Origin of the sequence: Paenibacillus sp. EC2-1 (assembly GCF_049311625.1) — a bacterium.
Classification (GTDB): domain Bacteria; phylum Bacillota; class Bacilli; order Paenibacillales; family Paenibacillaceae; genus Paenibacillus_AQ.
In genome coordinates this window covers 4722129-4743664 of sequence record NZ_CP186006.1, presented here as the reverse complement: position 1 = coordinate 4743664, position 21536 = coordinate 4722129, and the positions used below count along the sequence as shown (strand labels likewise).

Genomic DNA, 21536 nt, shown 5'->3' with positions numbered 1-21536 from the left:
AGGTGATTTTTTTTAAAACATCACTTGATTAATCAAGTTATACATGAGGAGGATTATATATGTACACCATTCCAGGACATCACCATATTTCAATGATAACAAAAAATGCACAACTTAATAATCAATTCTATCGGGAAGTCCTTGGCTTACGTAGGGTGAAGAAGACCGTCAATCAGGATGATCCGTCGATGTACCATTTATTTTATGGAGATCTAACAGGGAGCCCAGGAACGGAATTATCGTTTTTTGAAATGCCTATGGTGGGCAGTACCGTTCGAGGTACGAATGCGATCACTGGAATTGGACTACTTGTTCCAACCTTGGAGAGTCTGGACTATTGGAAGCAACGGTTTGAATTATTTAACGTCGAGCATGGAGATATAACAACGTATGCTGGCAGAGAAGCGTTACCATTTGAAGATCCTGAAGGATTGCGTCTTATCTTGATCAATAATCAAGGTCAGAATGTACCGGAATATTGGGCTGCTTGGGAAGATTCTATTGTTGAAGAAGAACACCGTATTTTGGGCATGGGGACCATTGAAATAACCGTAAGAAGTATGGATACGATGGCGAAAACTTTAAAAGAGATGTTCGGATATATCGAAGTTTCTCGATCTGAACAAGAGGCTATCTATCAGTCCGTTAGCGGGGAGGTTCTCGGGGAGATCCTCGTCAAACAGAAAGATGGACCTCGGGAAAGACCGGGAAAGGGAAGCATTCACCATCTAGCGATCCGTGTGAAGAATGATGAAGAACTTACCTACTGGTATGAAGCTATAAAAGCTCGTGGGTTAAATTCATCCGGAATTATTGACCGCTTTTATTTCAAGAGCTTATACTTCCGTGAATCGAATGGAATTTTGTTTGAAATTGCAACGGATGGACCTGGATTTACAGCAGACTCCAGCGTGGAGTCGTTAGGGAAAGAACTCGACTTGCCGCCGTTCTTAGAAGATAGACGTGCAGAAATTGAAGCAGCACTTACACCATTAGATTGATAGGGAGAGATAAAAACATGGAACAATATCGCATTGACAAAAATAAAGGAATTGAGTTTGGTCTATATTCGATTGGTGAGCATTTAATCAATCCATTTACGGGTGAACGTATAAGCGCAGAACAGCGTATCCATGAAATTATTGAAGCTAGCAAGATAGCAGACGAGGCGGGACTTGATGTGTTTGCTGTAGGTGAGAGCCATCAGGCACATTTCACAACACAGGCGCACACAGTCATTCTCGGGGCTATTGCTCAAGCAACCAAGAACATAAAAATTGCTAGTTCAGCCACCGTGCTTAGCACATCCGATCCGGTACGTGTATATGAGGATTTTGCAACATTAGATCTAATCTCTAAAGGCCGTGCAGAAATCGTTGCGGGTCGTGGATCTCGGATTGGCGCTTATAGCCTTCTCGGTTACGATGTACGTGATTATGAAGAGTTGTTTGAAGAGAAGATGGATCTGTTAATGAAGCTGAATGAAGAAGAGCGTGTAACGTGGGAGGGGCAGTTCCGTGCACCACTTAACAATGCAACCATTCTTCCACAGCCTCAAAGTGGAAAAATGCCGATCTGGCGGGCAGTCGGAGGTCCACCAGCCAGTGCGATCAAGGCAGGTCATGCAGGTGTTCCGATGATGTTAACAACGCTTGGTGGTCCTGCAATTAACTTTAAACTTTCAGTGGATTCATACAGAGAAGCTGCAACACGCAGTGGATTCGATCCGAAATCTTTGCCGATTGCAACAACAAGTTTATTCTATACTGCGCAGAACTCACAGGACGCACTTCGTGAATACTATCCGCATATCAATTCCGGTATGGCGGCACTCAAAGGAAGTGGCTACCCTAAACAGCAATTTGCACAGTCCACCGACTATCGGGATGCATTGATGGTGGGAAGTCCACAACAAATCATTGAGAAGATACTATATCAATATGAGCTGTACGGACAGCAGCGGTTCATGGCACAAATTGATTTTGGCGGCGTGCCAATTGAGAAAATTATGCAGAACATTGAACTGATTGCAACCGAAATTATGCCTGCGGTTAAGAAACATACATCAAAATAATAAGGGAGTGATAATCATGAAAATCGTAATGATTGCCGGATCCAATGTAGGGACGAAGACCAGAACAGCCATGGATTACACCTTAAAGGTAGCTCGTGAGAAATATCCGGAGGCAGAGATTGCACTGCTAGACTTAGCTGAGGTTCAGATGGTGTTTAGTGATGGTCGAAACTACTGGGAATATGAAGGGGATACTAAATACGTTTCCGAAACAATTATGGCTGCAGATGCGCTAATCATCGGGACCCCGACCTTTCAAGCTTCGATCCCCGCGACACTCAAAAATATTTTTGACTTATTACCCGTCAATGCATTTCGAGACAAGGTCGTGAGCATTCTTGCCACAGCAGGGACATCTAAGCATTATCTCATGGTAGAGCAGCAATTGAAGCCGATTCTGTCCTATATGAAGGCTCAAATCGTGCCTACGTATGTATTCATGGAGGAAAAGGATTTCCACCGCAAAGAAATAGTGAATGACGATATTTTGTTCCGGATTGATCGGTTGGTCGAGGATACGGTGCTGCATGTAGATGCGGTCAAGAATATGCAGATGGCCAAAGATGCAGCTTACGATTTCTAATGAAACCTGACCCATAAACAGGTGGAGATGATGAAAAAGACACGGAGGAAACTTTGATCCGTGTCTTTTTTTGTTACACGATAAGATGAAACTTTATAGTGTAGAGAGCGTATACCCCAATATCTTGAAAATTGAGGGGGCCTTTAGTATGTCTTTTTTTAATAAAATCCTTGCGAGTGTAGGAATTGGATCCGTTCAGGTCGATACACGTCTTGAGAAATCATCTTATTATCCTGGCGAGGATGTAAAGGGTATTATACACATTACGGGCGGGAACGTGGAGCAAAGTGTAGATCATATTTACGTCAAGCTGATGACGGAGTATACCAAGGAAAGTAATGACAGAAAGTATACCGAGTCCTTCACAATAGCAAAGGTTAGAGCTTCTGACAAATTGATCGTAAAGCAAGGCGAACAGCTAGAAATTCCATTTGAATTTCCTCTTCCGTTAGAAACACCGCTTACCCTGTCCAGACAGCCGGTGTGGCTGCGTACGGGGCTTGATATCGAGAATGCGATTGATCCTAAAGATCGTGATTTTATTGAAGTAATCCCACATCCCTATACAGCGGTAGTGTTGGATGCAGTGTCAGAACTGGGCTTCCGCTTCAAAGAGGCAACCTGTGAATATCATTCACGGCTGGGACGTGGGATACCTTTTGTACAAGAAATCGAGTTCTATCCGGGCAGAGAATTCGCTGATCGAGTGAAAGAGCTTGAACTCATCATGCATTTGGAGAGAGACGGTATGTCTCTTCTTGTAGAGGTAGATCGTAGAGGACGAGGGATCTCTGGCTGGCTTGAACAGTCACTTGATATGAATGAGCGTCATGCCTGGATTACTTTAGAACACGCTGACTTGCAAAAGGGTTCTGAGTATATCGCCAGATTACTAGAAGAACTAATTGATACGAAAACACGTTAATTGATGGCATTTGCAATTGAAATTTATGGGTTTAGCATTCACGGATTTTAGTATAATAGATATACTCTGTAACTAGAAAGGATGGTCCTATCTATGAAGTTTACTGAATATCCGTATAAACGACCGGACATCAAAGAAGTTGAACAACAGTTTAAGAAATTGCTGAAGCAGTTCGACGAAGCATCTTCTTTCGAGAAGCAAGATGAGGTCATGTCCGCGATTAATGAACTAAGACAAAATGTAACTACACAATCTACCTTAGCGAGCATCCGTCACTCTATCGATACGAATGATTCGTTCTACAAGGCAGAACAGGATTTCATGGATGAAGCTGAACCTGTATTACAGGAGTACATAACCGATTATTATAGAGCTCTTGTCCAGTCGAAATTCCGTTCTGAGCTGGAAGCGAAGTGGGGCCGACAGCTGTTCGCACTTGCTGAGCTATCATTGAATACATTCAGTCCTGAAGTGATTGAAGACTTGCAGTTAGAGAATAAGTTGTCGACAGAATACTCTCAGTTGATCGCATCGGCGAAAATCCCTTTTGACGATGAAGAGCTTACCCTCTCACAATTGACTCCATATGAATTATCCACAGATCGGGAAGTACGTGAACGGGCCTATACAGCGCGTTATCAATTCATGGCAGACCATGAAGCTGAGTTTGACCGGATCTATGCTGAATTGGTTCAGGTGCGGACGAAGATAGCTAAGAAGCTGGGATATAACAATTTTGTGGAGCTAGGCTATGCGCGTATGGCTCGGACCGATTATAACGCGGATATGGTGGCCAATTTCAGACAGCAGGTGCAAGATTACATTGTACCTATTGCCTCGAAGCTGAAGGAGCGTCAGCGCAGCCGTATTGGTGTTGATCATTTGCTATTCTACGACGAGGGCTTTACTTTCAAGTCTGGAAATGCAACTCCGAAGGGTGATCCCGAATGGATCGTAGAGAACGGCAAAAAAATGTATAGCGAATTATCACCTGAGATGAACGAGTTCTTTACTTTTATGATCGAGAATGACCTTATGGATCTGGTGAGTAAAAAAGGGAAGCAGGCTGGAGGATATTGCACATACATTCCGGACTACAAAGCACCATTTATTTTCTCCAACTTTAACGGAACCTCTGGTGACATTGATGTCCTCACGCACGAGGCCGGTCACGCTTTTCAAGTGTATGAAAGCCGTGGGTTTGATGTTCCGGAATATAACTTCCCAACATATGAAGCGTGTGAGATTCATTCCATGAGCATGGAGTTCTTCACTTGGCCATGGATGGAGCTGTTCTTCAAAGAAGATGCAGATAAGTATAAGTTCAGTCATCTAGCCTCAGGCCTAGAGTTCATTCCATATGGCGTGGCTGTAGATGAGTTCCAACATTATGTATATGAGAATCCGGATGCGACTCCAGCTGAACGTAAAACAGCATGGCGTGAAATCGAACGAAAATACTTGCCGCATCGTGATTTTACAGGTAATGAATATCTGGAGAACGGGGGGTTCTGGCATAGGCAGGGACATATTTTCAGATCTCCGTTCTACTATATTGACTACACATTGGCTCAAATCTGTGCCTTCCAGTTCTGGGTTCGTCTGCATGAGAACTATGAAGCGGCTTGGGCTGATTATTTGAAACTTTGTCAAGTTGGTGGCAGTAAGTCCTTTGTTGAACTCGTGGAGTACGCGGGTCTTATTTCTCCGTTTAAAGATGGAGCTGTAGCCTCCATTGTGGGGGACATTGAGAACTGGCTAAATAGCGTGGATGACAAAGCACTGTAGGCTATAGGTAATATAATGAACATCCAGAACCAAGTGAGAAAAGGAGGCATCCTAAACTTCGCTTGGTTCTTTTTCTGGAGTAAGAAATGGCTGTTTATATATCTGATTTGTTCTTTCCGAATGAACAGGTTAAACTATTATAAGTATAGTACCTATACATACTACAATAAATGGAGGGATAATTCATGTCTCAAAGTATCGTACACACAGCAAAAATAGTCCATTCAATGGCCATCCAAAAAATTCAGCCTATTCCGGAAGAACTTTTCGATATTCAGCCAGCTCAGTTTAACAATACAATTCGCTGGCATGTGGGCCACATCATCGTGAGTTTGAATCATTTCCTCTCGATGTCTGTTCCGTATTCGTATGAACTCCCAGAATCATATGCAGGCTTGTTTATGACGGGAACGAAACCATCTGACTGGAGCATAGAACCTCCTACTAAAGATGAGCTTATGCAGCATCTGTCGGGTCAGCTCGAGCGTTTGGCAGACGTATCCCCAAGTGCACTTGAGGAAAAACTGAAATCGCCAGTTGATCTTGGCCCTATGCACTTTGAAACTGCGGGAGAAATGGTTAACTTCGCATTGATCCATGAAGCGATGCACCTTGGAAATATTTCAAGTATGCTCAAAGTAGTTAAAGCTTAAAGATTAAACCATGAAAATTGGCGGTCTCAGCCGGTATATGTACCGGGCTGAGGCCGCTTTTATTATGGCCAATAGAAAAAGACCCCCTAAAGATCAGGGGTCTTAGCAGTATTGATATTATGCGCTTTGTGCAGCTGGAGCCTTATCAGCGTCTTTATCCACAGCTGGCTTTGAACGTTTGATGAATAGTGCAAGTACTAACGCAATAAGAATGATACCTGCTGATACTAAGAAGGAATCATTAATCCCTTCTACTGTACCCTGTGCTATTACTTGCTGCTTAAGCGTAGCAAGCTCATCAGCGGAAGGTTTGCTTGTCAGTTTAGCCATCGCCGATTCCATCATATTTTCAATATGTGTCTTCGTACGGGTGGACATAACAGTAACAAGAAGTGCTGTACCAATCGCACCGGAAACTTGGTTCAAGGTGCTGTTCATGGCTGTACCATGAGGTGTGTAACGCATTGGAAGCTGGTTCAATCCGTTCGTCATGATCGGCATCATAACCATGGACATCCCGAACATCCGGAAGGTGTACATAAGGATCAGTGTGTTGTAAGACGTCTCAAGTGAAAGCTGACTAAAGAAGTAAGTCGTAACAATGGTAATCGTTAGACCGATTAAACCGAGCGCTTTTGCGCCAAACTTATCGAATAGCTTACCTGTAATCGGGGACATGATCCCCATCACGATCGCACCAGGAAGCATAAGCAATCCGGAATCCATTGGCGAAATACCACGAATGGATTGCAGGAATATCGGCATAAGCAGCATCGCAGAGAACATCGCCATGTTGACGGAAACCGAAATGAGTGATGATAATGCGAACATCGGATATTTATAAACACGGAAATCTAGCATAGGTTGTTTTAATCTAAATTGACGAAGAATAAAGAAGACGAGAGCGATAAGACCGATAACCAGTGTTACATATACCTCAGGGTTACTCCAGCCGCCTTTGTCTGTGTTGCCCGCCGCACTGAAGCCATATAGAATACCACCAAAACCTACACTAGACAGGGCGATGGAGAGGACATCCAGATGGATTGCAATCTTCTCTTTCTTATCTTTAAGCTTGAAGAAAGCAATTAATAGAACAAGGATTGCAATGGGCCAAATAATGTGGAACAGCATGTTCCATCGGTAGTGCTCGATAATCCAACCAGAGAGTGTAGGACCGATGGCTGGTGCGAAGATCATAACGAGACCGAACATTCCCATCGCTCCGCCACGCTTCTCAACAGGGAAGCTCGTGAGCATAACATTCATCAAGAGCGGCATCATGATAGCAGAGCCAGAAGCTTGAATCATACGTCCAGTTAACAGAATAGGGAAGCTTGGTGCGAATCCACCTAGAATCGTACCGATTGCAAATAAACTAATAGCTGTTAAGAATAAATGTCTTACCGAGAAACGCTGAATCAGGAATGCAGTGGATGGAATCATCACACCGTTCACAAGCATGTATCCCGTTGTAAGCCATTGTACGGTTGATGGGCTTTGAATGTTGAACTCCTTCATAATAGAAGGTAATGCAATATTTAGTAGGGTGTTACTTAGTAGAGCTACAAATGCTCCCGTTAACAAAATGGCTATAATTCCAAAAGGCGAGGTCGAGGTTTTAGATCGACCGTTAATATTCTCCATAGTTTCTCCTCCAATAGTTTTCGATTGAAAAAATGCACACCATTGGGAAGGCGTTATTCACCCCTCCTTTAATTAAGACGCCTTCAAGTTAGTTGCACGATGAATCGAAAGATGTATCTAATTCACTTATGTTAATAAACAACTTGTTTATTAAAAGTCATGAAGTCTATTATAATACACATAATCCTCATTGCAATAAACAATATAAGATGAACTGTTATATTCTGAACAAGAAAACGCTAAGATGTCTAATATTTAAATTTTTACATATGATGTTGGAGGGCTATTAATGAAGGAAAATACGATAGATCGACGAATTGTACGAACAAAGAAAGCTTTACGTGATGCATTGACAGAATTAATGAAAGAAAAGATTTTTGATGAGATTACAGTGAGTGATCTTACGACTAGAGCGGATATTAACCGCGGCACCTTTTATTTGCATTATCGGGATAAGTATGATCTGCTCGAACAAAGTGAAGAAGAGATCATTGAAGGAATTAAAAATATCAAAAGCAAAAAAAAGCTGCTAAAAAAAGAAGACATACCCACGTTTGACTATATGAATGAGCCGATCCCTTTCGTTACGGAATTGTTCGAGTACCTTAAGGAGAATGCAGACTTTATGACAGTTATTCTTGGGGCTAAGGGGAATCCAGCTTTTCATATTAAGTTAAAAAGTGTGATGCGCGACATTATGGCCGAGGGGATTTTGATGCATCTGAAAGAGGACGAATTATTTGTTCCGCTTGGATACATTTCGGCTTATGCCATATCAGCACAGCTGGGGGTCATTCAGCACTGGTTAGATACAGGGATGGAGGAGTCGCCTGAAAAAGTTTCGTTAATCATATCAAGACTCGTTTTTGGGGACCCCTCAACCATGTATAAAGAACCTAAAAAGAGTTTGTTATTAGGAGGAAGTGAAGAATGAATAGTATAGCCACAGCATGGTATACGTTGCAAAGAAAAAGTAGAGAGTGAGTGCATTTTTTAACTTTTTTGCTAAAAATGTTGTTTCTTTGACCAATAATTTGGGTTATATATGAGGATAAACGAGCATCTTAGTGAATACGTAAGGAGATGATCATATGAATCGGTACCATTCAGAGATCTTATCTAAGGAAATACTACATACAAAATTTCAGGCGGAAATTAGAATAAGATGATCTCAATTACACTTATTGCATCCATCATCGGTATTAATGTCGTTTATGTTTCGATTTTTACGCTTCGCTTAATTTTAATGATTAAGGGCAGAAGAGCACTTGCTTCTGTACTGTCTATGGTTGAAGTGTTTGTCTATTTGGTTGGCCTAAATCTGGTTTTGCAAAATGTGGACAATCCCGTAAATATGGCTGCATACTGTTTGGGGTTTGGTCTGGGTGTCTATCTAGGAAGCCGCATCGAAGAATATCTGGCTCTTGGGTATTTGGTTGTTCAAGTTATTGTAGATTCACTAGAGATGGAACTGCCAGCTAAGCTGCGCGAGAAGGGATACGGCGTTACCTCTTGGACAGCAGATGGTAAGGACGGTAAACGTCTTGTCCTGCAAGTACTTGTGAAACGAAGTAACGAGAAACGATTGATGGAGACGCTGAAGAAATTTTCTCCAAGTGCCTTTATTATCTCTCACGAACCTAAAAGCTTTAAAGGTGGGTTCTGGGTAAGGCTTACAGAAGGACGCAGGTCCTCGTTATAAAGAGGGAAGACTTGTGCAGGGGTGGGCATAGTCTGATGCTGTGCTCTCCTCGCACAAATTTTTCTTATGGGAGAGATAGGTTTATCTTCTCCGTTCCCTTTCGTGAAGTTATAACGTAAAATAAAGAGCGTAAACTCATAAAGGAGTGTGGGAGTTATGGCTCGAACGAAAACCCAAAAGGCCATTCGCAAAGCGGAGCGCGCCGGCAGTTGGTCTACTGCAAATATGAGAAAGACGAATGAAGATTATGGCGCAATATCACAGCATGTGAGAGTGAAGCCTACCAAACAGGAACAATTGCATAAGCTTAAACATAAGAAGCGGATCGGAGACGATGGCGCTTTTTTTTATTTATATACCGTACTTTGCACTTCTTAATAAGTACTGCTATAGTACGCTAGAGAGATCTAGTCTTGAGATGGAGGGGCTTTATGGCGAAGCAAAAATATTATGTGGTCTGGGTAGGGAATCAACCCGGAATTTATACGAACTGGGGCGATTGTCAGCTTCAGGTGAATCAATATAATGGAGCAAAATTCAAAGCATTTGAATCGAAGGCCGAGGCCGAAAAAGCATATGCTCAAGGTTGGAAAAGCTATTGGGGTCAGCAGTCGCAGAATAAAGCAGGAACAGCATCAAAAACCAAAAGAAGTAGTTCGGCTGCATTAGAAGATCCGGGCGAAATCGATTATGACAGTATTTCCGTGGATGTGGGGACTCGGGGTAATCCAGGCCCTGTGGAATATAAAGGGGTAGACACACAGACCGGAGATATTATCTTCTCTTGTGGCCCGATTCAGAAGGGAACAAACAACTTAGGGGAGTTTCTTGCAATCGTTCATGCGCTGGCGTATCTGAAGCAGATCGGTAGTACGAAGACTGTATATAGTGACTCAGTTAACGCAATGAAGTGGGTGAAACAGAAGAAGGTTGTCTCAACGCTTGTGCGCGATGAATCCACTAAAGAAATATGGGACTTAGTCGATCGAGCAGAACACTGGCTTCGAACGAATACGTATGAGAATAAAGTGATGAAGTGGCAAACGAAGATTTGGGGAGAGATTAAAGCGGATTACGGAAGAAAGTAAGTAATCATATTCATACACAGTTTATCCCCTGCTTGTGTGTAATTCGAGGGATATTCATCCCACAGCGCTCCGGAAAATACTCCGGGGCTTTTTTTATTCACATGTGGATAATGGGAGTCCATACATTTTAAGAAACTTAAGCATTAGCCGTTCATAATATAATACAGAGCCCTGCTTGGAAGGAGGATGATCGTTTGAAAAAAGTAAGAGTAAAGGGATTGAACAATGACAAAAGGCAATCCACATCTACGACGTCAAATTTGAAGGTAATTTCCTTTTATGCAGCACTTCTCGTTGTCGTAACAGCACTACTGGGCTTATATATTGCATGGGTGGAATTAGTATCTCCAGGGAATAGTGCAGAGATAATTCTGTAGACAGAGCGAATCGAAAAATGATCCATAATTCAGTCTAATGTCAGGAATCAATCATCTGGTTCCTGGCATTAGACTGTGTACATAATTGAAAAAAGCAAAGTGGATATGTGAATAACTCTTGACGAGTCAAGTTATCTAAAAAGTTATGAACAAAAGAAATCATACGAAAGTGAGATTCGTGGTTGATTTTTATAAAGTTATACAGAGATTGTGAACAGATTTGGGATAACTCCTGTTGAAACAGCAAATAAACCTTCAATTAGGAACATTCTAAGAAGTTTGAAGGGGGATTAAAGCTGAAATTGTGGATAAGCTGTAGCTTAGCAGTTATGTATACACATAGTTATAAACATATTCTAATTATTATAAGAAAGATTATTAGAATAACACGGCTTTATAAAATGTGCAATGGAAATTTACATATCTATTGTTTTTATTATTGTCGCAGGATTTCCTCCCACAACTACATTATCAGGTACATCTTTTGTAACAACAGCACCAGAAGCAATGACGACATTGTTGCCAATGGTGACCCCAGGGTTGATAACAGCCCTTCCACCAATCCAGACATTGTGTCCAATTCGAACAGGCTTCCCGTACTCTACTCCTGATGCACGTTCAACGGGGTGTAGCGGGTGGGTTGCTGTATAGATGTGAACACCTGGTGCTATGAAGCAGTTATCTCCGATATGAATTTCACACACATCTAAGAATACAGAGTCGAAATTAGCATAGAAATTCTCACCAACATGAATGTTATAGCCATAATCGCAACGAAATGTGGGTTCAATGTAGAACTGTTGCCCCATGGATCCGAACAGTTTCTTTATTAACTCCGTACGAAGGCTTTCTTCTGTCTCAACCGTTTGATTGTAAAGTCTAGTTAATCTTCGGGCATTTAATCGATCCTGTACTAGCTCGGCATCAGCAGCGTTATATAGCTCACCGGCTATCATCTTGTCTTTTTCCGTTTTCATGAGATGCTCCTTCGTATTAGGTCTTGTTGATTTATTTATATTATTATTGTAACTATGTTGTACGGACTTATCCACTGTGGATAAGTATGTTATGTTAGAGATATCGGAATTTTTACGGGAAGACACAGATAAATGATTAGACGATAAAGTAGGTTGAATAATGGATAAAGAAAAACAACGATTATGTATTGAAGCATCAAGACTATACTATATGTTGGATTACAGTCAGCAAGATATCGCAACAAAGCTTGGAGTATCCCGTCCAACAGTATCGAGGTTGTTACAATATGCTAAGGAGCAGGGGTATGTTCAGATTAGTATAGTTGATCCGCTGGAGGATCTTGGGGCGCTTGGTGAACAGATTAAGCAGCGTTACAGACTAGATCAAGTGCTCGTGTGTTATAGTCCCTTGAATGAATACCGTGAAATACAGAAGCATATCACGCAAAGGGCTGCAGAATATTTAAATGAAACGGTACAGGATGGAGATATCATAGGTGTCACATGGGGCACAACGATGCATGCCGTCGCACAGCAACTTCAGCACAAGCCGGTTAAAGGTGTTGAGGTTGTTCAGCTAAAAGGTGGTGTAAGTCATTCGCATGTGAACACATACGCGGCTGAGATCGTAAATTTATTCGCGGATGCGTATCATACAACAGCAAGACATTTACCACTGCCCGTTATTTTTGACAATGTAGAAGTGAAAAGAATGGTGGAGAAAGACCGCCACATACAGCGTATTATTCAGCTTGGCAAGCAAGCTAATATCGCAGTTTTTACAGTGGGAACGGTGAAAGAGGATGCACTTTTGTTCCGCCTTGGATATCTAAGTGCTGAGGAACAGAAGTTACTGCAGCACTCGGGTGCAGGTGACATATGCTCAAGATTTTTTGATGCACAGGGAAATGTCTGCAGTGAGGTGATTAATAATCGCACGATAGGAATCGAGCTTGAAGATCTAAGGCAGAAGGATAAATCGATTCTGGTGGCAGGTGGAGAGCGAAAGATTGAAGCAATAAAGGCAGCTTTGATTGGGAAATTTGCTAACGTACTCGTAACGGATCAGTATACAGCTCAAGCCTTGTTAGATTAAGCAGGTTGAATATTCATTCGCTTAATGATGCGGCGATACATTTCTTATATATAGAAGAAAAGGTTTAAAGGCGTCTTCTCAGCAATCTACTGAAGGATTAATAATCTTCAGGTGTGATTACATGGGAGGGTGCTTTTTTTCGTTCTGTGTGAAGAAGTTTGGTTGTAGGTAGCTGGTTGTTTATGTTCTGTTGGAAAGGGTATAGGACTTATGAATAGGGTAGGTATTATCGTACCAAAATTATTCATGAATGATAAAGACTCCTAAAGCGAAGAATGATGAATGTTATTGCCGTAAAACACCTTGAACAAAATTTCAACAATGGTTTTACATATGTTCAAGGCTATGATATGATGGCTGTACAATGAATGATAGCGCTTTTAATTTCAGATAAAACAAGGAGTGTTTAATGAAATGAGTATAGCAGGAATGATAGACCACACGATTTTGAAGGCAGACGCACGTAAGAGTGAAGTTACGAAGTTGATTGAGGAAGCTAAGAAATATGAGTTCGCTTCCGTATGTATCAATCCAACATGGGTAGCTTATGCAGCAGAGCAGCTTGCAGGCACAAAAGTTAAGGTATGTACAGTGATCGGCTTCCCGTTAGGAGCAACTACTTCAACCGTTAAAGCTTTCGAAACAAAGGATGCAATTGCTAATGGAGCTACAGAAGTAGATATGGTTATCAATATTGGAGCTTTGAAAGACAATGATAATGATTTAGTGCTAAATGATATCAAGGCGGTTGTTGATGCAGCAGCAGGCAAGGCGATTGTCAAAGTTATTATTGAGACAAGCTTGCTGAGCGATGAAGAGAAGGTTCGTGCTTGTGAGCTCTCTGTTAAAGCGGGTGCTGATTTTGTGAAGACCTCCACAGGTTTCTCTACAGGCGGAGCAACAGCGGCTGATGTGGCACTTATGCGCAAAACAGTTGGTGAGAAGACTGGTGTGAAAGCTTCCGGAGGTGTACGGAGCTTGGAAGATATGAACAGTATGATTGAAGCAGGAGCTACTCGAATTGGTGCAAGCTCTGGTGTGAAGATCATGGAAGGCGAACAATCTACTTCATCTTATTAAATCCAATCCAAATCAAGGAGGATGAATGGAAGTGAAAGATAAGCTGATTCAAGAAGCGATTGAGGCACGAAAGTCAGCATACGTACCTTATTCTAAGTTTCAAGTCGGAGCAGCTTTACTAACGGATGGTCAACTGTACCGGGGATGTAATGTTGAGAATGCATCCTATGGTCTAACTAACTGTGCAGAACGCACAGCCATATTTAAAGCAGTATCCGAAGGACACCGAAAGATTGAGGCTATTGCTGTTGTGGCGGACACGGAGGGGCCAGTTTCTCCTTGCGGGGCTTGCCGCCAAGTCATGGCAGAGTTCTGTGATAGTGACACTAAGATTTATCTTACCAATCTACACGGTAACACCGAAGAGTGGACAATGGCACAGTTATTGCCAGGAGCTTTCCAAGCGGGAGATATGGACAAACCAACAACTGTTGAATAGTAACGGCCGTTTCTGACAAGCGTTTTGTGAAAATACTGGAGATTAGGATTAAGCAGCATGTGAATTTCAAAAATGCTCATCGATGGGGGACCATTACATGAAATATTTAATCGCGATCGTGGGTGTGCTCGTTGTATTCGGGTTAGCATTCATTATTAGTAATGACAAGCGTAATATCCGTTACCGTCCGCTTGCCACTATGATTGTACTTCAGTTGATTCTCGGTTTTCTGCTTCTAAATACGAGTATCGGTGAATATCTGGTTAAAGCGATAGCAAGTGTGTTTGAATCTTTACTTGAATACGCAGCAGAGGGTATAGATTTCGTATTCGGCGGGATTGCCAATGAAGGAGCGGGTCCTTTCTTCCTGGGCGTGCTGCTTCCTATTGTATTCATTTCGGCTTTGATCGGTATTTTGCAGTACATTAAGGTGCTGCCGATCATCGTAAGGTATATCGGTATCGTTTTGAGTAAGGTAAATGGCATGGGTAAGCTCGAGTCATATAACGCTGTGGCATCAGCGATATTGGGACAATCGGAAGTATTCATATCTGTGAAAAAGCAGATCGCACTGATTCCGAAGCATCGGATGTACACGTTATGTGCGTCTGCGATGTCTACAGTCTCCATGTCTATTGTCGGTGCATATATGACGATGATCGAACCAAGATACGTTGTAACTGCGCTTGTTCTTAACCTGTTTGGTGGATTTATCATTGCATCCATCGTGAACCCGTACCGAGTTTCGAAGGAAGAAGACATCCTTGAAGTACAGGAAGAGGAGAAACAGTCTTTCTTCGAAATGCTAGGAGAGTACATTATGGATGGGTTTAAAGTAGCCATTACGGTTGCTGCGATGCTGATTGGATTCGTAGCCCTGATCGCTATGATTAACGGGATTTTTGATGCGATATTCGGAATATCCTTCCAACAAATACTCGGATATATCTTTGCACCGTTTGCGTTCGTCATGGGGGTTCCTTGGAAAGAAGCTGTGGATGCTGGTAGTATTATGGCTACTAAGCTCGTATCCAATGAGTTTGTCGCCATGCTGGATCTGGCTAATTTCAAAGATATGTCTGAACGTACCATTGGGATCGTATCGGTATTCCTCGTATCCTTCGCTAACTTCTCCTCGATCGGTATCATTTCGGGTGCCGTAAAGGGCTTGAACGAGAAGCAAGGTAACGTGGTGGCACGTTTTGGACTTAAACTGCTCTACGGTGCAACTTTGGTAAGTGTGCTGTCTGCTACAATTGCAGGACTATTCTTGTAATCAGAAGTAAGCATCTGAGAAAAAGCTGAAATGGGGGACTTGGAGATGGAACAATTTAAACGGATTCACCTGATCGTACTGGATTCTGTAGGGATTGGAGAAGCACCGGATGCGGCTGCTTTTGATGATGTAGGTTCCGATACACTCGGTCATATCGCTCGCGAATGCGGCGGTTTGAACATGCCACATATGTCTTCGCTTGGATTGTCAAATATCCGTGAAATTCAGGGTGTACCAGTGGCTGAGAAACCGCGTGCCTATTTTACCAAAATGCAGGAAGCGTCTAATGGTAAAGACACTATGACCGGACACTGGGAGATCATGGGCCTTTACATCGACACGCCGTTTCGTGTGTTTCCAGAGGGCTTCCCTGACGAGCTTATTACTCGCATTGAAGAAAAGACAGGACGGAAAGTGATTGGTAACAAACCAGCTAGTGGAACAGAGATCATTGAGGAACTCGGTGAAGAGCATGTGAAGACCGGAGCACTTATTGTTTACACTTCCGCGGACTCCGTTCTTCAGATTGCAGCGCATGAAGATGTTGTTCCTTTGAAGGAATTGTATGAGATTTGTGAATTTTGCCGTAAAATCACTCTTGAGGATCCTTACATGCTTGGGCGTATTATCGCCCGTCCATTCGTAGGAGAAGTAGGACAGTTTAAGCGTACAGCCAATCGTCATGACTATGCTCTGAAGCCGTTTGGGCGTACAACGATGAATGAGCTTAAAGACGCTGGATTTGACGTCATCGCTCTCGGTAAAATATCGGATATATATGATGGAGAGGGGATTACCGAAGGAATTCGAACGGTGTCTAACATGGACGGTATGGACAAATTGGTGGAAACGATGGATAAAGCGTTCAAAGGTCTTAGCTTCTTAAACCTTGTCGATTTCGATGCTGTCTACGGACATCGTCGTGATCCGAAGGGATACGGCCAAGCTCTAGAAGATTATGACGCACGACTCCCAGAGGTATTTGCCAAAATGACCGAGGATGATCTACTCATCATCACTGCCGATCATGGTAACGACCCTACTTATAAAGGGACAGACCATACTCGTGAGTATGTTCCACTACTTGTATATTCACCGCGTTTTGCTGAAGGTAAGGAACTGCCTCTTCGGAAGACGTTTGCGGATATTGGCGCTACCGTAGCCGAGAACTTTGGTGTGACGAAACCTGAGCATGGTACGAGCTTTTTAAGTGATCTGAAATAATATCATAAGGTGGAGGAATTAAATCATGAGCACACATATTGGAGCGAAACCAGGGGACATTGCGGAGTCGATACTATTACCGGGAGACCCACTTCGGGCAAAATTTATAGCAGATACTTACCTTGAAGATGTGATCTGTTATAACGAAGTCCGAGGTATGTACGGTTACACGGGAACCTATAAAGGAAAACGTGTATCCGTTCAAGGTAGCGGTATGGGGGTTCCTTCGATCGGTATTTATGTAAACGAGTTGATCTCCGAGTATGGTGTCAAAAACTTGTTCCGTGTAGGGACATGTGGCGCCATGCAGGAACATGTGCACGTGCGTGATGTAATCTTGGCACAAGCTGCTTGTACAGACTCAGGAATGAACCGTCACCATTTCCAAGGGTATGATTTCTCTCCAATTGCAAGCTTTCCATTGCTTAAAGAGGCATATGATCGAGGCGTGGAGAAAGGCTTGAATCTGCATGTAGGGAATGTATTTACTTCGGACGTATTCTATCGTGAAGACAAGTCAGCGGTTCAGAAGCTGATGGATCACGGTGTTCTAGGTGTCGAGATGGAAACAACGGCCCTATATACCATTGCAGCTAGAAAAGGTGTAAGAGCATTGACGATTTTGACGGTAAGTGACCATCTATTGACTGGGGAAGAAACGACATCTGAAGAACGTCAGACAACTTTTAATGACATGATGGAAGTCGCTTTGGAGACTGCGATTTCAATATAAAGCAGTATTAAATGTAGGAACTAGGAATTTTTATACGTTATAAAACAATCAACAAACAGTGAGGAGCATGTGCGATGAGAATGGTTGATTTGATTGCGAAGAAGCGTGACGGGAAGGAACTGACCACAGAAGAAATTAATTTCTTTATTGAAGGATACACCAATGGTGACATTCCCGATTATCAAGTCAGCGCAATGAATATGGCGATCTTTTTCAAAGACATGACAGACCGCGAACGGGCAGATTTAACCATGGCCATGGTAAACTCCGGGGAAACGATAGACTTGTCTGCGATTGAAGGGGTAAAGGTGGATAAGCACTCCACAGGCGGTGTGGGTGATACAACGACACTTGTTCTCGCCCCACTTGTAGCAGCGCTGGATATTCCGGTAGCGAAAATGTCTGGGCGTGGTTTGGGACACACTGGTGGAACGATTGATAAGCTGGAGTCCATTGAAGGATTCCATGTGGAGATTAGCAAAGATGAATTTGTGAATCTTGTTAATAAACATAAAATTGCGGTGATTGGACAGACCGGCAACCTGACGCCTGCTGATAAGAAGCTATATGCTCTGCGCGACGTAACAGCTACCGTAGATTCAATCCCACTGATTGCCAGCTCTATCATGAGTAAGAAGATTGCTGCGGGCTCGGATGCGATTGTTCTTGATGTGAAGACAGGTGCAGGCGCTTTTATGAAAACCGTGGAAGATGCGAAGGAACTTGCTCATGCCATGGTTAGTATCGGGAATAATGTGGGTCGTAAGACCATGGCTGTTATTTCTGATATGAGCCAGCCCCTTGGAGAAGCGATTGGTAATTCCCTTGAGGTCAAGGAAGCCATTGATACACTTCGTGGTGAAGGACCGAAGGATCTAGAAGAGCTTTGTCTTGCACTCGGCAGACAGATGGTGTTCCTTGCTAATCAAGCACAATCACTAGAGGAAGCGGAAGAGAAGCTTAGAGAAGTGATGCGAAATGGTAAGGCACTTGAGAAGTTCAAAGAGTTTATCGCGAACCAAGGCGGTGACGCTTCCGTTGTAGATCATCCTGAGAAGTTACCTCAGGCTAAGTACAAGATCGAACTGCCAGCTCTTGAAGACGGTATGGTGGCAGAGCTTGTTGCCGATGAAATCGGAACCGCTGCGATGTTGCTTGGAGCAGGGCGAGCTACGAAGGAGTCTGAAATTGATCTAGCTGTTGGCTTAATGCTGAATAAGAAGATCGGTGACAAGGTGAAGAAGGGTGAGTCCCTTGTAACGATCCATGCTAATCGTGAGAACGTGGATGATGTAAAAGAAAAATTGTATGCAAGCATCCGTATTTCAGATCATGCGGAAGCGCCTGTACTGGTACATGATATTGTAACTGAATAGTCAGATCGAATTTAGGCGGTCCTCCAGAGTCATTGTGGAGGGCCGTTTTTTTATCTTTTTGAACTGTGATGTTGCAATTTTCGTTCATACCGCTCCCATGATGCTCATATATTGATATGGGGAAACGTAAGCAAGGCATGAATACAGCATGGGGAGAGAAGGAGTCGCGAAAGAGCCATCCTTGATTAAGGGAGGCGGCGGCTATGACAATCGATCAGCTGATTGCTTTGCTGGGACTTATTGTTATGATCATTGGACTTGCGGTGAATAAAAGTAAATCATAGCGCAGGTTCGAGAGGGCGAAAGATGCCCTCTTTTTTTGTCTATTTTTATATAATTTAGGATTGTATTACTTGATAGATTGCTAGATTTCATAGAAAGACATATACTGTGATTGCAATGTTCTCCATATTTCATCAATTATTGGGAGGAAATCATGTTATATGTATCCGCATTTGTCGTTTCGGTCGTACTTGTGCTCCTATTGATTCCGCCATTTCGAAAGCTTGCAATCAAGATCGACTTCGTAGATAAACCAAGACCTGACAGTGAAAGGAAAATTCACCGCGAACCGATTCCTCTTACCGCAGGCATAGCGATTTTTCTCGGATTTTTTATCACGTATTTCCTGTTTGTCGGAAACATAACGAAAGAGTCGGTGGGGATATTCCTAGGAAGCCTCCTTATATTAGGGATTGGGCTTATCGATGATTGGTACAAGACCCATGGTAAAGAGCTGGCTTCGTTACCTAAGCTAATCGTTCAAGTGTGTGCTGCTATCATCGTCTACAGTTCCGGCATTGCATTTGAAGGTTTTAATAATCCATTTAACGGTCAGTACATTAACTTGCCAGAATGGATGCAGCTGGTGTTAACGATTCTTTGGATCTTCGGCGTTACAACCGTCATAAATTTCTCGGACGGTATCGACGGTCTGGCTGGTGGTCTTTCAGCCATTTCAGGTGGAACTCTGTTCGTGGTTGCTTTGACGCTCGGAAGAGGGGATTCTGCATTCCTCGCAGTCATTCTGGTAGGGGCAGCTCTTGCGTATTTACGTTATAATAAACCGCCAGCTCGTGTGTTTATGGGCGATGCAGGAGCCACATTCCTCGGGTTCATCCTTGGGATCATCGCTTTGGATGGAGCCTTTAAAGGTGCTACCATTGCATCACTTGTTGTTCCAATCTTTGCACTGGGTGTGCCGATATTCGATAATATTATTGTCGTTATCCGCAGACTTCGTGAATCGAAGCCGATCTATCAGGCTGACGCATCACAGGCGCATTACCGACTGCTTGCGACAGGGCTTAATCAGAAGCAGACACTTATTTTTCTATGCTTGCTTAATCTATGCTTTGGTCTGACGGCTATTATTCTTGCATTGAATGAAGCTGGGGTTTAGATGACCTTATAGTTCATTCGATTGTATGAAAACGAATAGGGTGCTCTACAAGGTCGATTCGGCCGTAGGGTACCTTTTTTATTTTTCCACCTCAAATTCTAAAGTGATTAAACTTTTATTCTTACCCGCGGTTATATAACATATAGGATAAAGGAGGCTTGCAAGATGAACGACATGTCAGGCAAGAACGTCATTGTAACCGGTGCAAATGCTGGAATGGGGCTCGCTTCTGCAACAGAGCTGGCTCGCCTTGGTGCCCATGTCATTATGGTATGTCGTAACCAGGCAAGGGGAGAAGCAGCTCTGAAGCAAGCAAGAAAAGATAGTGGAAGCACAAGGATAGACTTAATGAACTGTGATCTCGGATCCCTGGCCAGCATAAGAAGTTTTAGCGCAGCCTTTAAGGAGAAGTATGATCGGCTGGACGTGCTACTTAACAATGCAGGTGTGGTTACTGTCAAAAGAGAGACGACTGTTGATGGATTTGAAGCGATGCTGGGCGTGAATCATCTCGGACATTTTTTGCTGACTCATGAATTACTAGAGCTTCTGCTTCGCTCTGATCAAGGCAGGATTGTAAATTTATCATCCGGAGCACATAAAGTAGGGTGTATTCATTTTGACGATCCAGGACTGACAAAAGGCTTCAATGTGGTGAAAGGATATGCACAATCCAAACTCGCTAATATATTGTTCACGAAGGAACTTGCGCGTCGACTTAACAATAGTACGGTTACTGTAAATTCGGTTCATCCGGGAGCGGTAAGTACAAGCCTTGGTGTAGACCGGAAGAGTGGTTTCGGTAAGTCTGTTCATAAGCTGTTAAACCCATTCTTCCAGACACCGCTGGAAGGGGCTCAGACCGCCATCTATTTGGCTACAAGTAAAGAGGTTGAGATGGTAACAGGAGAATACTTCATCAAGTGTAAGCCAGCGAAGGTGTCGAAGCGGGCAGCTGATCCTCAGCTCGCAGAACGATTGTGGACGTGGAGTGAAGAACAGGTCGGTTTATGAAAGATCTGTATCTGATTAATATAAATACCGCAGTGATAGGTTATCACTGCGGTATTTTTGATTTCCATATGCGCGGTCCTAT

22 protein-coding genes are annotated in these 21536 nt (G+C 42.9%); 20 read left to right on the top strand and 2 right to left on the bottom strand.

Features of this window, described 5'->3' with window-relative positions:
• The first annotated feature begins 59 nt into the window (after nt 1-59).
• From ACK8P5_RS22300 to ACK8P5_RS22275, 6 genes are all read left to right on the top strand, one after another.
• Nucleotides 60-1001, top strand: a complete 942-nt coding sequence (locus tag ACK8P5_RS22300) for a ring-cleaving dioxygenase (protein WP_422658406.1) — start codon at nt 60-62, stop codon at nt 999-1001.
• Between the two features lie 17 nt (nt 1002-1018).
• A complete protein-coding gene (locus tag ACK8P5_RS22295) occupies nt 1019-2074 on the top strand; it encodes an LLM class flavin-dependent oxidoreductase (protein WP_422658405.1) in 1056 nt (351 codons plus the stop codon).
• Nucleotides 2075-2090: 16 nt separating this feature from the next.
• Nucleotides 2091-2657: an NADPH-dependent FMN reductase gene (locus ACK8P5_RS22290; protein WP_422658404.1), complete on the top strand. Its 567-nt coding sequence runs from the start codon at nt 2091-2093 to the stop codon at nt 2655-2657.
• Nucleotides 2658-2805: 148 nt separating this feature from the next.
• Nucleotides 2806-3582: a sporulation protein gene (locus ACK8P5_RS22285; RefSeq protein WP_422658403.1), complete on the top strand. Its 777-nt coding sequence runs from the start codon at nt 2806-2808 to the stop codon at nt 3580-3582.
• A gap of 93 nt (nt 3583-3675) precedes the next feature.
• A complete protein-coding gene (locus ACK8P5_RS22280; protein WP_422658402.1) occupies nt 3676-5370 on the top strand; it encodes a M3 family oligoendopeptidase in 1695 nt (564 codons plus the stop codon).
• 185 nt (nt 5371-5555) lie between these two features.
• Complete coding sequence (locus tag ACK8P5_RS22275) at nt 5556-6023, top strand: DinB family protein (RefSeq protein ID WP_422658401.1); 468 nt, start codon at nt 5556-5558, stop codon at nt 6021-6023.
• A 117-nt stretch (nt 6024-6140) separates the two neighbouring features.
• On the opposite strand, the gene ACK8P5_RS22270 is transcribed toward ACK8P5_RS22275, so the two are convergent.
• Complete coding sequence (locus ACK8P5_RS22270) at nt 6141-7670, bottom strand: DHA2 family efflux MFS transporter permease subunit (RefSeq protein ID WP_422658400.1); 1530 nt, start codon at nt 7668-7670, stop codon at nt 6141-6143.
• 289 nt (nt 7671-7959) lie between these two features.
• Between ACK8P5_RS22270 and ACK8P5_RS22265 the strand changes: the two genes are divergently transcribed.
• From ACK8P5_RS22265 to ACK8P5_RS22245, 5 genes are all read left to right on the top strand, one after another.
• Nucleotides 7960-8604 (top strand): TetR/AcrR family transcriptional regulator C-terminal domain-containing protein, encoded by a 645-nt coding sequence (locus ACK8P5_RS22265; RefSeq protein WP_422658399.1) that lies wholly within the window; start codon nt 7960-7962, stop codon nt 8602-8604.
• Between the two features lie 231 nt (nt 8605-8835).
• On the top strand, nt 8836-9372 hold the full coding sequence (locus ACK8P5_RS22260) for a DUF2179 domain-containing protein (protein WP_422658398.1): 537 nt from the start codon (nt 8836-8838) through the stop codon (nt 9370-9372).
• Nucleotides 9373-9528: 156 nt separating this feature from the next.
• Nucleotides 9529-9750, top strand: a complete 222-nt coding sequence (locus tag ACK8P5_RS22255) for a hypothetical protein (protein ID WP_422658397.1) — start codon at nt 9529-9531, stop codon at nt 9748-9750.
• 53 nt (nt 9751-9803) lie between these two features.
• Complete coding sequence (gene rnhA / locus ACK8P5_RS22250) at nt 9804-10460, top strand: ribonuclease H (protein WP_422658396.1); 657 nt, start codon at nt 9804-9806, stop codon at nt 10458-10460.
• Between the two features lie 194 nt (nt 10461-10654).
• Nucleotides 10655-10837: a hypothetical protein gene (locus ACK8P5_RS22245; RefSeq protein ID WP_422658395.1), complete on the top strand. Its 183-nt coding sequence runs from the start codon at nt 10655-10657 to the stop codon at nt 10835-10837.
• 416 nt (nt 10838-11253) lie between these two features.
• Here the strand turns inward: ACK8P5_RS22245 and ACK8P5_RS22240 are convergent, their stop codons facing one another.
• On the bottom strand, nt 11254-11814 hold the full coding sequence (locus tag ACK8P5_RS22240) for a maltose acetyltransferase domain-containing protein (protein ID WP_422658394.1): 561 nt from the start codon (nt 11812-11814) through the stop codon (nt 11254-11256).
• A gap of 160 nt (nt 11815-11974) precedes the next feature.
• Here ACK8P5_RS22240 and ACK8P5_RS22235 point away from each other — a divergent pair, with 160 nt between their 5' ends.
• The 9 genes from ACK8P5_RS22235 to ACK8P5_RS22195 all read left to right on the top strand — a co-directional run bounded on the left by ACK8P5_RS22235 (nt 11975) and on the right by ACK8P5_RS22195 (nt 21454).
• Nucleotides 11975-12910, top strand: coding sequence for a sugar-binding transcriptional regulator (locus tag ACK8P5_RS22235; RefSeq protein ID WP_422658393.1), 936 nt, complete (start codon nt 11975-11977; stop codon nt 12908-12910).
• A 414-nt stretch (nt 12911-13324) separates the two neighbouring features.
• The gene (gene deoC, locus ACK8P5_RS22230; protein ID WP_422658392.1) at nt 13325-13990 is read left to right on the top strand and encodes a deoxyribose-phosphate aldolase; all 666 of its coding nucleotides are present in this window, start codon (nt 13325-13327) and stop codon (nt 13988-13990) included.
• Between the two features lie 31 nt (nt 13991-14021).
• Nucleotides 14022-14429: a cytidine deaminase gene (locus ACK8P5_RS22225; protein ID WP_422658391.1), complete on the top strand. Its 408-nt coding sequence runs from the start codon at nt 14022-14024 to the stop codon at nt 14427-14429.
• Nucleotides 14430-14526: 97 nt separating this feature from the next.
• Nucleotides 14527-15705, top strand: a complete 1179-nt coding sequence (locus tag ACK8P5_RS22220) for a NupC/NupG family nucleoside CNT transporter (RefSeq protein ID WP_422658390.1) — start codon at nt 14527-14529, stop codon at nt 15703-15705.
• Between the two features lie 45 nt (nt 15706-15750).
• Entirely contained in the window at nt 15751-16929 is a 1179-nt protein-coding gene (gene deoB / locus ACK8P5_RS22215) for a phosphopentomutase (protein WP_422658389.1), read from the top strand.
• A gap of 25 nt (nt 16930-16954) precedes the next feature.
• Entirely contained in the window at nt 16955-17662 is a 708-nt protein-coding gene (gene deoD / locus ACK8P5_RS22210; RefSeq protein ID WP_422658388.1) for a purine-nucleoside phosphorylase, read from the top strand.
• Between the two features lie 74 nt (nt 17663-17736).
• Nucleotides 17737-19038 (top strand): pyrimidine-nucleoside phosphorylase, encoded by a 1302-nt coding sequence (locus ACK8P5_RS22205; protein ID WP_422658387.1) that lies wholly within the window; start codon nt 17737-17739, stop codon nt 19036-19038.
• A 436-nt stretch (nt 19039-19474) separates the two neighbouring features.
• Nucleotides 19475-20440, top strand: a complete 966-nt coding sequence (locus ACK8P5_RS22200) for an MraY family glycosyltransferase (protein ID WP_422658386.1) — start codon at nt 19475-19477, stop codon at nt 20438-20440.
• Between the two features lie 174 nt (nt 20441-20614).
• The gene (locus tag ACK8P5_RS22195) at nt 20615-21454 is read left to right on the top strand and encodes an SDR family oxidoreductase (RefSeq protein ID WP_422661551.1); all 840 of its coding nucleotides are present in this window, start codon (nt 20615-20617) and stop codon (nt 21452-21454) included.
• Nucleotides 21455-21536: the final 82 nt, after the last annotated feature.

Excerpts from the sequence above, each read along its gene's own strand:
- ACK8P5_RS22275 (WP_422658401.1), top strand. The coding sequence starts at position 5,556 with ATGTCTCAAAGTATCGTACACACAGCAAAAATAGTCCATTCAATGGCC.
- ACK8P5_RS22235 (WP_422658393.1), top strand. The coding sequence starts at position 11,975 with ATGGATAAAGAAAAACAACGATTATGTATTGAAGCATCAAGACTATAC.
- ACK8P5_RS22195 (WP_422661551.1), top strand. The coding sequence starts at position 20,615 with ATGTCAGGCAAGAACGTCATTGTAACCGGTGCAAATGCTGGAATGGGG.
- ACK8P5_RS22260 (WP_422658398.1), top strand. The coding sequence starts at position 8,836 with ATGATCTCAATTACACTTATTGCATCCATCATCGGTATTAATGTCGTT.
- deoC (WP_422658392.1), top strand. The coding sequence starts at position 13,325 with ATGAGTATAGCAGGAATGATAGACCACACGATTTTGAAGGCAGACGCA.
- ACK8P5_RS22240 (WP_422658394.1), bottom strand. The coding sequence starts at position 11,814 with ATGAAAACGGAAAAAGACAAGATGATAGCCGGTGAGCTATATAACGCT.
- ACK8P5_RS22270 (WP_422658400.1), bottom strand. The coding sequence starts at position 7,670 with ATGGAGAATATTAACGGTCGATCTAAAACCTCGACCTCGCCTTTTGGA.
- deoB (WP_422658389.1), top strand. The coding sequence starts at position 15,751 with ATGGAACAATTTAAACGGATTCACCTGATCGTACTGGATTCTGTAGGG.
- ACK8P5_RS22205 (WP_422658387.1), top strand. The coding sequence starts at position 17,737 with ATGAGAATGGTTGATTTGATTGCGAAGAAGCGTGACGGGAAGGAACTG.
- ACK8P5_RS22295 (WP_422658405.1), top strand. The coding sequence starts at position 1,019 with ATGGAACAATATCGCATTGACAAAAATAAAGGAATTGAGTTTGGTCTA.
- ACK8P5_RS22255 (WP_422658397.1), top strand. The coding sequence starts at position 9,529 with ATGGCTCGAACGAAAACCCAAAAGGCCATTCGCAAAGCGGAGCGCGCC.
- rnhA (WP_422658396.1), top strand. The coding sequence starts at position 9,804 with ATGGCGAAGCAAAAATATTATGTGGTCTGGGTAGGGAATCAACCCGGA.
- deoD (WP_422658388.1), top strand. The coding sequence starts at position 16,955 with ATGAGCACACATATTGGAGCGAAACCAGGGGACATTGCGGAGTCGATA.
- ACK8P5_RS22285 (WP_422658403.1), top strand. The coding sequence starts at position 2,806 with ATGTCTTTTTTTAATAAAATCCTTGCGAGTGTAGGAATTGGATCCGTT.
- ACK8P5_RS22280 (WP_422658402.1), top strand. The coding sequence starts at position 3,676 with ATGAAGTTTACTGAATATCCGTATAAACGACCGGACATCAAAGAAGTT.
- ACK8P5_RS22300 (WP_422658406.1), top strand. The coding sequence starts at position 60 with ATGTACACCATTCCAGGACATCACCATATTTCAATGATAACAAAAAAT.
- ACK8P5_RS22200 (WP_422658386.1), top strand. The coding sequence starts at position 19,475 with ATGTTATATGTATCCGCATTTGTCGTTTCGGTCGTACTTGTGCTCCTA.
- ACK8P5_RS22220 (WP_422658390.1), top strand. The coding sequence starts at position 14,527 with ATGAAATATTTAATCGCGATCGTGGGTGTGCTCGTTGTATTCGGGTTA.
- ACK8P5_RS22290 (WP_422658404.1), top strand. The coding sequence starts at position 2,091 with ATGAAAATCGTAATGATTGCCGGATCCAATGTAGGGACGAAGACCAGA.
- ACK8P5_RS22265 (WP_422658399.1), top strand. The coding sequence starts at position 7,960 with ATGAAGGAAAATACGATAGATCGACGAATTGTACGAACAAAGAAAGCT.